Raw genomic sequence first — 9,874 nt, forward strand, 5'->3', positions numbered from 1 at the left:
CCGTCAACGTCTGGACCGTCGACGAACCCGGCGCCATCCGCACCATGGCACAACTCGGCGTCGACGGCATCATCACCGACTACCCCCAAACCCTCACCCAACGGCCGTGACACGGCCCGGGGACGGGCGGCCGGTTCGGCTCGGTTCGGCGGCGTGGTGTGTCATGGTCCGATGAGCGATTCCGCACCGCGCGCCGAGCGCCCCGAACGTGTCCGTCCCGCCGCGCAGAGCCTCACCGGCGTCGGCCTCGCCGTCCTCGACCCGGACGGACGCGTGCTGCTGGGGCTCGGTCACGACGGACGCTGGGAGCTGCCCGGTGGCAAGGTCGACGCGGGCGAGGACTTCGAGACGGCCGCGGCACGGGAGCTGGCGGAGGAGACCGGGCTGGTGGCGGCGTCCGCGGACGTGCGGGTGCTGGCCGTGCTCGTCGACGGTGTGGGCGGGCTGACCCGGGTGACCGCCGCGGCCGTCACCGAGCGGGCGGGCGGTGCGCCCCGGGTCACCGAGCCCGACAAGATCGAGCGCTGGGAGTGGTTCGCCCGCGGGACCGTCCCCCCGGCGCTCTTCCCGCCGTCCGCCGCGGTCCTGGACTGCCTGTGGCCCGGCGCGGAGCGGCGGGGTCCCGCCGGGGTCCGGTGCTACGCGGTGGCCGGGCCCGTCGTGACCGGCGGCACGAGCCGTGACGGGTGCGCCGCGTCGCGGTAGGTCTTCGGCGGACCGCAGCGCCCACTCCTCGATCGTCCCCGGCCGCCCGGGCACCGCGCGGGTGTGGTGCACGGCCGGTCGGGCCGCCCCGTTCCGTCGAGTGCATTGACATGGACGCGCCCCGGCGCAACGCTGAGAGCGCTCTCAGGATCGGTACGGACCAATTCCCCCACACCCGCACGGAGGTGGAGAGTGCTCGCCCGACTCGGACACCGTCTGCTCGCCGTGGCCGCGGCCGCAGGCCTCACCGGCGCCCTGCTCACGTTCGGCGCCGCGCCGCCCGCGGACGCCGCGGTGCCGGACACGATTCCACTGAAGATCACCAACAACTCCGCCCGCGGCGACGCCGTCCACCTCTACAACCTCGGCACCTCGCTGACGACCGGCCAGCAGGGCTGGGCGGACGAGAACGGCACCTTCCACGCCTGGCCCGCCGGCGGCAATCCCCCCACCCCCGCACCGGACGCGTCCATCCCCGGACCGGCCGCCGGACAGACCAAGACCATCCGCATCCCGAAGCTGTCGGGGCGCATCTACTTCTCCTACGGCCAGAAGCTGGACTTCCGGCTGACCACCGGCGGCCTGGTCCAGCCCGCCGTCCAGAACCCGAGCGACCCCAACCGCGACATCCTCTTCAACTGGTCCGAGTACACCCTCAACAACGACGGGCTGTGGCTCAACAGCACCCAGGTCGACATGTTCTCCGCGCCCTACACGGTCGGCGTGCAGCGTGCCGACGGCGGTGTGACCAGCGCCGGACAGCTCGAACCGGGGGGCTACCGAGGGGTGTTCGACGCCCTGCGGGCGCAGCCGGGCTGGGGCGGTCTGGTCCAGACCCGGTCCGACGGCACCGTACTGCGGGCGCTGGCACCGCTGTACGGAGTGGAGACCGGTGCGCTGCCCGCGTCGGTCATGGACGACTACATCAACCGGGTCTGGCAGAAGTACACGACGAGCACCCTCACCGTCACGCCCTTCGCCGACCGTCCGGACACCAAGTACTTCGGGCGGGTGTCGGGCGGCGTCATGAACTTCACCGACTCCTCCGGCGCGGTCGTCACCAGTTTCCAGAAGCCGGACGCCTCCAGCGTCTTCGGGTGCCACCGGCTGCTCGACGCGCCCAACGACCAGGTGCGGGGCCCCGTCTCGCGCACGCTGTGCGCCGGGTTCAACCGGTCGACGCTGCTGAGCAACCCCAACCAGCCCGACGCCTCGGCGGACGGCTTCTACCGGGACTCCGTGACCAACCACTACGCCCGGATCATCCACGACCGCATGGCCGACGGGAAGGCGTACGCGTTCGCCTTCGACGACGTCGGCAACCACGAGTCACTGGTGCACGACGGCAATCCCGCCGAGGCCCGGCTGACGCTCGCGCCGCTCGACTGACCGCCCGCGGGCAACGGTTTGGCCCCCGCTCGCCGCTCGTGCGGCCGGCGGGGGCAAAACCGTGGTGCGGCACGCCTCGCGGGGCGGGGCAGCGCGCGGCCCCGCCCCGGTCAGGCGCCGGGCAGCACTCCGGTGCGGGCGACCTCGGAGTACCAGCGGGCACTCGCCTTGGGGACGCGGGTGCCGGTCGGGTAGTCCACGTAGACGGCGCCGAAGCGCTTGCTGTAGCCGTGGGCCCACTCGAAGTTGTCCAGCAGCGACCACAGGAAGTAGCCGCGCACGTCCGCGCCGTCCAGGATGGCCTGGTGGACGGCGGCCAGGTGGTCCCGTACGTAGGCGATCCGGGCGGGGTCGTTGACCCGGCCCTCGGGGTCGGCGTAGTCGTCGAAGGCGGCACCGTTCTCGGTGATGACCAGCGGGAGCCCCGGGAAGTCGGCGGACAGGCGGCGCAGCAGGTCGTACAGGCCGCTGGGGTCGACGGCCCAGCCCATGGCGGTGGTGTCGCCCGGCGGCTGGTGGAAGGCGACCCGGTCCGCTCCCGGCCAGGGGCTGTGGGCGCTGTTGCCGTGTCCGTCGGAGGTGTGGGCGGCACTGCCGTCGGTCTCGGAGACGACGGTGGGCGTGTAGTAGTTGACGCCGAGGAAGTCCAGCGGCTGGTGGACCCGGCGCAGGTCGCCGTCCTGGACGAAGGACCAGTCGGTCAGCCCCGAGGTGTCCTTGAGCAGGTCCTCCGGGTAGGCGCCGTTCAGCATGGGGCCGGTGAAGACCCGGTTGGCGAGCGCGTCGATCCGGCGGACCGCGTCGGCGTCGCCCTCGCCGGCGGTGAGCGGGCGGACGTGGTGGATGTTGAGGGTGACGGACACCTTCGCGTCGGCGCGGACCCGGTCGCGCAGCGCCTGGACGGCCAGGCCGTGCGCCAGGTTGAGGTGGTGGGCGGCGCGCAGGGCGGCCACCGGGTCGGTGCGGCCGGGGGCGTGCACCCCGGAGCCGTACCCGAGGAAGGCGCTGCACCAGGGCTCGTTGAGCGTGGTCCAGGTCTTCACCCGGTCGCCGAGGGCGTCGGCGGCGAGGGCCGCGTACTCGGCGAACCGCTCGGCCGTGGCGCGTTCGGGCCAGCCTCCGGCGTCCTCCAGTTCCTGGGGAAGGTCCCAGTGGTAGAGGGTGGCGACGGGCTGGATGCCCTTCTCCAGCAGTTCGTCCACCAGACGCCGGTAGAAGTCCAGGCCCTTCTGTACGGCGGGGCCGCGGCCGGTGGGCTGGATCCGGGGCCAGGCGAGGGAGAAGCGGTAGGCGCCCAGGCCGAGTTCGGCCATCAGGGCGACGTCCTCGCTGCGCCGGTGGTAGTGGTCGGTGGCGATGTCTCCGGTGTCGCCGTTGCGGACCCGGCCGGGTGTGCGGGCGTAGGTGTCCCAGATGGAGGGGGTGCGGCCGTCCTCCGCGGCGGCCCCCTCGATCTGGTAGGAGGCGGTGGCGGAGCCCCAGAGGAAGCCCTTGGGGAAGGTGCGGGCGGCGTCCGGGGCGGACGCGGTCTGGTGTGCTGCGGTGACCACGTAAGTCCTTTCGGAGTGGGGTGCTGGGGACGGCGGGGCGGTCAGCCCTTGACGGCACCGGCCATGATGCCGCTGACGATCTGGCGGCCGAAGACGACGAACATCGCCAGCAGCGGCAGCGTGCCGAGCAGTGCGCCGGCCATGATCAGCGACTGGTCGCGGACGTAGCCCGCGCTGAGCTGGGTGAGCGCCACGGGGACCGTCGGGTTGGTCATGTCGAGGACCACGAACGGCCAGAAGAAGTCGTTCCACGCGTGCACGAACGTGATCATGAACAGGACGGCCATCGCGGGCCGTGCGATGGGCAGCACGATGCTCCAGAAGATCCTGAGCGAGTGCGCCCCGTCCACACGGCCGGCCTCCACGAGTTCGTCCGGCAGCGCCTCCGTCAGGTACTGCCGCATGAAGAACACGCCGACCGCGCTCACCAGCGTCGGGAAGATGACGGCGGGCAGTTGCTGGGACCAGCCCAGGTCGGCCATGAGCATGAACAGCGGTACGACGGCGAGTTGCGGCGGCACCAGCATGGTGCCGATCACCAGGACCAGCAGGGCGTTGCGCCCCTTGAACCGCAGCTTGGCGAAGGCGAACCCGGCGAGCGTCGCGAACAGCACCGTGGACAGGGCGATCACCCCGGCCACGATGAGGCTGTTGACCATGGCCTTGCCCATGGCGGCCTCGTCCCAGGCCCGGGCGAGGTTGCTGAACAGGTTGGGGCCGGGCAGGAACGGCGGCGGCGTCTGGCTGACCCGGGTGTTGTCGGTGGACGCCGCCACCATCGTCCAGTACAGCGGGAAGATCGACAGGATCGCCATGATGGCGAGCAGGACGTAGGCGAGGGGGCCCGCGTGGTGCTGGCGGCCGGCGCGCTGGCGCAGCAGCCGGCGGCCGCTTCGGCCGCTCGCCCGCACGGCGGGGGTCCGGGCCGGGGCGTCGGTCCGGGCCGGGAGACTTTGGGTGGTCATGGCGGCTCCAGGTCAGGACGTACGGGAGCGCAGGCGCTTGACGACGCGCTGCACGACGAAGACGAGGACCAGCAGCATGAACATCGCCCAGGCGACGGTCGCGGAGCGGCCCATCTGGTAGTTCTTCCAGCCCTCCTCGTAGAGCAGCAGGCCCAGCGTCTGGTACTGGTTGTCCGCGCCGCCGGTGACGCCGTTGGGTCCCTGGCCGAAGATCAGCGGCTCGCCGAAGAGCTGGGTGGCGCCGATCGTGGAGAGCACGATGGTGAAGACGATGGTGGAGCGGATCCCGGGGACGGTGACGTGGATGAACTGCTGCCACCGGGAGGCGCCGTCGAGGGAGGCCGCCTCGTAGCGGTCGGCCGGGATGGCCTGCATCGCGGCCAGGTAGAGCAGCGCGTTGTAGCCGGTCCAGCGCCAGATGACGATGGTGGAGATGGCGACCTGGGCGGGCCACTTGTCGGCCTCCCAGTCCACCGGGTCGATCCCGACCGAGCCGAGCGCCCAGTTGATCATGCCGAAGTCGCGCTCGAAGATCATGGTGAAGACCAGGGCGGCCGCCGCGACCGAGGTGGCGTAGGGGACCAGGGAGGCGACCCGGAAGAACAGCGAGGCGCGCATCCGGTAGTTGAGCAGGTGCGCCATGCCGAGCGCCATCATCAACTGCGGCACCGTGGAGATGACGCCGATGGTGATCGTGTTCTGCAGCGCGTTCCAGAACCGGGAATCGCCCCACAGGTCCACGTAGTTGTCGAAGGCCACCCAGTCCATGACGTCGAGCGTGGCCAGCTCCACGTCGTGCAGGGAGATCCACGAGGTGTAGATCAGGGGGTAGAAGCTGAACGCGGCGAAGATGATGAAGAAGGGCGCGACGAACGCGTACGGGGCGCCCTTGATGTCGAGCCGGTGCAGGAGCGCGCCGCGCCGCCGGGGGGCGTCCCCGCCGCCGCGGGGCGACGGACGCGGAGACTCGCCCCCGGCCAGGGCCTTGGTGGTGGAGGTGGCCACCGGACTTCCTTCCTGAGAGCTGATGTGTGGGCCGGACGCCGGGCCCGCCGGCCAGGACCTGTTCCTGGGTGCGGGCGGGCCCGGCCGGCCTCGGGTGCCAAGAGTCAGCCGACCGCCTTCTCGATGCGCTCCCCGGTGGTCTTCCACGCCTCGTCACGTGAGGCGTCACCCTGCTCGATCAGGGCCAGGCCCTGGGAGAAGGTGTCCTTGATCGTGCCGTCCTTGCGGCCGAGGATCTGCTTGTCCGGGATCTCCTGGGCGGCGTCGCCGAAGATCTGGCCGATGGGGGCACCGCTGAAGTAGTCCGACTTCGCGTTCTTCACGTCGGGGCTGTCCAGCGCCGTGCGGGAGGAGGGGATGTTGCCGATCTCCTTGAAGATGTGGGCCTGCTGCTCGGGCGCGGTCAGCCAGGCGACGAGCTTCTTGGCCTCCTCCTTCACCGGGCTCTGCTCGACCACACCGAGGAACGAGCCGCCCCAGTTGGCGCCCTTGGGGGCCTTGGCGACGTCCCACTTGCCCTTGTTCGCGTCGCCGGCCTTCTCGCTGATGTGGCTGAGCATCCACGCCGGGCACACCGCGGTGGCGAAGGTGCCGTTGGCCAGGCCCGGGTCCCAGCCCGGCTGGAACTGGCGGAGCTTGGCCGTCAGCCCGTCCTCCGCCGCGTCGGCGGCGAGCTTCCAGGCGTCCTTGACGGCCGGGTTGGTGTCGTAGATCAGCTCGCCCTTGTCGTCGTAGTACTGCTGGGGGTAGCCGTAGACCATGGCGTTGAACAGGCCGCTGGCCGCGTCCATGTAGGCCACCTTCCCGCCCTTGAAGTCCTTCTTGAAGGTGCGGCCGACCTCGACGTACTTGCTCCAGTCGCCCTCCCAGAGCTTGGCCACCTGTTCGCGGTCGGTGGGCAGTCCCGCCTTCTCGAAGTAGTCCTTGCGGTAGCAGACGGCCATCGGGCCGATGTCGGTGCCCAGGCCCAGCACCTTGCCGTCCCCGGTGCTGATCTGGGACTCCTTCCAGGGCAGGAAGTGGTCGGTGCCCGGGACGTCGGAGAAGTCCGCGAACTTGTCCGCCTGGGTCTCCGTGATCTCCTTGGCCCGGCCGATCTCGATGCCCTGGATGTCCTTCAGGCCCTTGCCCGCGGCGAGCCTGGTCTGCAGGGCGGTGTAGTAGGTCTGCTCGTCACCGGCTATCTCGGCCTTGATGTCGACACCGGGGTTCTCCTTCTCGTACTGCTCGAGGAGGCCCGTCTCCTTGATGCCCATCACGCCGTACATGCCCATGGTGATGGTGACCTTGCCGTCCTTCTTGCCACCGCCGGTGGCCGAGTCGTCGCTGCCGCCGCAGCCGACGACGAGCGCCAGCGCGCCGACGGCCGCGGCCGTCGCCACCGCCCTTCTGCGCAACGAACCGAGAGTGCCCATGGATCTCCTCCTAGCGACGGCGCTGACACATCGGAGTGACGAGTCGTGCGATGACTACTGCGATGGCTACAGCGTGAAAGACAGCGGCTCGGACACGGGTTGGGAACGTGCCCAATTTGGTGGGCACGTTCCCACCGGCGCCTCGAAGACTCGTGCCAACGGGCCTGCTCTGTCAATGACTTGAACGCAAGTTCCCACGGTCGCCGTCCCGCCTCGTTCGTCTCCCGGATGCCGGGGGGTGCTCCGCCGGCCGCGGTGTCTGCAAGAATTGCCGCAGGTCACCTCCGCGGCAGGCAGCGTCGCCGCGGCCGCCGAGGGGGGAGTTCATGACCGGCAACCGCCGTCCAACGATCAAAACGGTCGCCGCCCGCGCCGGCGTGGGCCGCACCACGGTCTCCCGGGTCGTCAACGGCTCGGAACTGGTCAGCGCCGATGCCCGGGAGAGGGTGCTTGCGGCGATCAAGGAACTCAACTACGTTCCCAACTCGGTCGCCCGCGGCCTGGTGACCAACCGCACCAACGCCGTGGCGCTGGTGATCCCGGAGTCGGAGAGCCGGCTGGGTTCGGAGCCGTTCTTCGCCGCGCTGATCCGCGGTGTCAGCGGCGCCCTCGCCGAGAGCCGCACCCAGTTGCAGCTCATGCTCGTCCGTGACCAGGCCGAGCGGGACCAGCTCACCGAGTCGGTCGCGACCCGCCGGGTGGACGGCGTGCTGCTGGTCTCGGTGCACGCCGAGGACCGGCTGCCGGGCATGCTGGAGGAGATGGGCCTGCCGACCGTCCTCGCCGGCCGCCGCGACGCGGGCGAACGACTGAGCTACGTCAACTCCGACAACGCCGGCGGAGCCGGGGCCGCGGTGCGGCACCTGCTGGCCGGCGGACGGCGGCGGGTCGCCACGATCACCGGCCCGCTGGACATGGACGTAGGCCGCAGCAGGCTCGCCGGCTGGCGTGCCGCGCACGCGGACGCCGGCGTTCCCGCCAGCGAACTCCTCGTCGAGGCAGGGGACTTCACCGAGGAGGGCGGAGCGAACGCCATGCGTTTGCTTCTTGAACGCGCCCCGGACCTGGACGCCGTCTTCGCCGCCTCCGACCTCATGGCGGTCGGCGCGCTGGCCGAACTGCGCCGGTGCAAGCGGCAGGTGCCCGGAGACGTGGCCGTCGTCGGGTTCGAGGACTCGATCCTGGCCCGCCACACCGACCCGCCGCTGACCACGGTGCGTCAGCCGGTGGAGGAACTGGGCCGGACCATGGCCCGCATTCTCACCGGCATCACCCAGCACGGCGCTCCCCGGCAGCAGTTGACGCTGCCCACGCAACTGGTGGTGCGCGAGTCGTCGTAGGCGGGGGCCGGCGCTCTCCGACGAACGGCGCGCCGCCGGTCTCCCCTCGGCCGCCGATCGGTCCGGAACCTCGGGGTGGTCACTCTGCGTGTCCGTCTGGCCGCATGGCAGTCAAACCCTCAACGGCTCCACGGTGCCGCGATGAGTTCGGCCGCCTCTGCCAGTCTGTACGTGTGCCGTGCGGTCCTACGGCCGCCCGCCCCCCGTACCTGCTGCATCCGGAGCGAAACCGATGTCCGACACCACCTGCCACATGTCGATCTCCCTCGACGGCTTCGTCGCCGGGCCCGAGCAGAGCCGCGACCATCCGCTGGGCAAGCGCGGCCAGGAGCTCCACGGCTGGCACCTCGGCGACCCGCGCGCCACCCAGGCCGACGAGACGGCCACCGGCTGGCTGATGCGCCCGCGGGGCGCCTACGTCATGGGCCGGAACATGTTCGGGCCGGTCCGCGGTGAGTGGGACGAGCCGTGGGACGGATGGTGGGGTCCCGAGCCTCCTTACCATGCCCCGGTCTTCGTGCTCACGCGCTACGCCCACGAACCGATCAGGATGGAGGGAGGGACCACCTTCCACTTCGTCACCGGAGGCTTCGACGCCGCATACGCACAGGCGCTCGAAGCCGCCGACGGCAGGGGAGTGGACATCGCCGGGGGTGCCTCGACGGTCCGCCAGGCGCTCAACGCGGGCGTGATCGACGAACTCACCCTCGACTTCGCGCCCGTCCTGCTGGGCAGCGGCGAGCGGCTGTTCGACGACGTCGGGACCTTCGACTTCGAGCCCGTCGAGGTGCTTCACTCACCGCTGGCCACGCATGTCCGCTACCGCAGGCGCGACGCCGGCTGAGGGACATCCGCACTGTGGCGGGGCTCCCGCATCGCGCGCTCCCGGGGCCTTGGCCGGTACCACGGCCGGTCCCCGGGTGACCCGAGTGGCCCAGCGGGCCCCCGCCGAGCGTTTCTCCCCGCGCCGCCGTTCGTTGGGTCGGGCATGATCAAGAAGCTCGTCTGTGTCTCTGTCATGACCACCGCTGTGCTGGTCGCCGCACCCCTCGCCGAGGCGGCCCCCGAGCCCGGTCCGTCCGCCGGAGTTCCCGGGGGCCCGCTCCTCAACGGCCTGCTCGGATCGCTGGAGGTCGGGCACCCGGCCACCTCCCCGCAGTCGCTCCTCCCCCAGGGTCTGCTCGGCAGGTGAAACGCACGGGGCGGGAGGGGCCGGTTGCGCGCAATCTCCCCCTCCCGCCTCCGACGACCGGTTCGGCACTGCCCTTCACCGGCGCCACCCGGGCGCGCCAGGCCGCGGCAGGCTTGCCGTAACCGTCGGCCGGGAGCCTCCAGGAAGTCGTTCGAGTACGGGAGGTTTCCAGTGAGGCTTGCCAGCAAGCGGCGCGCCGGTGTGGTGACGGCACTGCTGAGTGGTCTGGTGCTGGCGGTGACGTCGACGACCGCGCACGCCGCGACCGGCCCCGACGTCATCGCCCACCGCGGCTCCTCCGGCATGGCACCCG

At 71.2% G+C, this 9,874-nt stretch carries 10 protein-coding genes; 6 read left to right on the forward strand and 4 right to left on the reverse strand.

Annotation, left to right across the window (positions count from 1 at the left end):
• From IG88_RS42105 to IG88_RS0136925, 3 genes are all read left to right on the forward strand, one after another.
• Positions 1-110: glycerophosphodiester phosphodiesterase family protein (locus IG88_RS42105; protein WP_267884681.1), on the forward strand; the 110-nt coding region annotated here is incomplete at its 5' end.
• A 61-nt stretch (positions 111-171) separates the two neighbouring features.
• Positions 172-705 (forward strand): nucleotide triphosphate diphosphatase NUDT15, encoded by a 534-nt coding sequence (locus IG88_RS0136920; protein WP_031050985.1) that lies wholly within the window; start codon positions 172-174, stop codon positions 703-705.
• Positions 706-897: 192 nt separating this feature from the next.
• On the forward strand, positions 898-2,094 hold the full coding sequence (locus IG88_RS0136925; RefSeq protein ID WP_031050986.1) for a glycoside hydrolase family 64 protein: 1,197 nt from the start codon (positions 898-900) through the stop codon (positions 2,092-2,094).
• A gap of 110 nt (positions 2,095-2,204) precedes the next feature.
• On the opposite strand, the gene IG88_RS0136930 is transcribed toward IG88_RS0136925, so the two are convergent.
• The 4 genes from IG88_RS0136930 to IG88_RS0136945 all read right to left on the reverse strand — a co-directional run bounded on the left by IG88_RS0136930 (position 2,205) and on the right by IG88_RS0136945 (position 7,029).
• Entirely contained in the window at positions 2,205-3,644 is a 1,440-nt protein-coding gene (locus IG88_RS0136930) for a GH1 family beta-glucosidase (RefSeq protein WP_031050987.1), read from the reverse strand.
• A gap of 41 nt (positions 3,645-3,685) precedes the next feature.
• Positions 3,686-4,609 (reverse strand): carbohydrate ABC transporter permease, encoded by a 924-nt coding sequence (locus IG88_RS0136935; protein WP_031050988.1) that lies wholly within the window; start codon positions 4,607-4,609, stop codon positions 3,686-3,688.
• A gap of 12 nt (positions 4,610-4,621) precedes the next feature.
• On the reverse strand, positions 4,622-5,614 hold the full coding sequence (locus IG88_RS0136940) for a carbohydrate ABC transporter permease (protein ID WP_031050989.1): 993 nt from the start codon (positions 5,612-5,614) through the stop codon (positions 4,622-4,624).
• A 104-nt stretch (positions 5,615-5,718) separates the two neighbouring features.
• A complete protein-coding gene (locus IG88_RS0136945; RefSeq protein WP_031050990.1) occupies positions 5,719-7,029 on the reverse strand; it encodes an ABC transporter substrate-binding protein in 1,311 nt (436 codons plus the stop codon).
• A 326-nt stretch (positions 7,030-7,355) separates the two neighbouring features.
• On the opposite strand from IG88_RS0136945, the gene IG88_RS0136950 reads away from it, so the two are divergent.
• The 3 genes from IG88_RS0136950 to IG88_RS0136960 all read left to right on the forward strand — a co-directional run bounded on the left by IG88_RS0136950 (position 7,356) and on the right by IG88_RS0136960 (position 9,561).
• Positions 7,356-8,369, forward strand: a complete 1,014-nt coding sequence (locus IG88_RS0136950) for a LacI family DNA-binding transcriptional regulator (protein WP_031050991.1) — start codon at positions 7,356-7,358, stop codon at positions 8,367-8,369.
• 232 nt (positions 8,370-8,601) lie between these two features.
• Positions 8,602-9,213, forward strand: coding sequence for a dihydrofolate reductase family protein (locus IG88_RS0136955; RefSeq protein ID WP_031050992.1), 612 nt, complete (start codon positions 8,602-8,604; stop codon positions 9,211-9,213).
• A gap of 174 nt (positions 9,214-9,387) precedes the next feature.
• On the forward strand, positions 9,388-9,561 hold the full coding sequence (locus IG88_RS0136960; protein ID WP_234332472.1) for a hypothetical protein: 174 nt from the start codon (positions 9,388-9,390) through the stop codon (positions 9,559-9,561).
• Positions 9,562-9,874: the final 313 nt, after the last annotated feature.

The organism is Streptomyces sp. NRRL F-5650, assembly GCF_000721365.1.
Classification (GTDB): domain Bacteria; phylum Actinomycetota; class Actinomycetes; order Streptomycetales; family Streptomycetaceae; genus Streptomyces; species Streptomyces ardesiacus.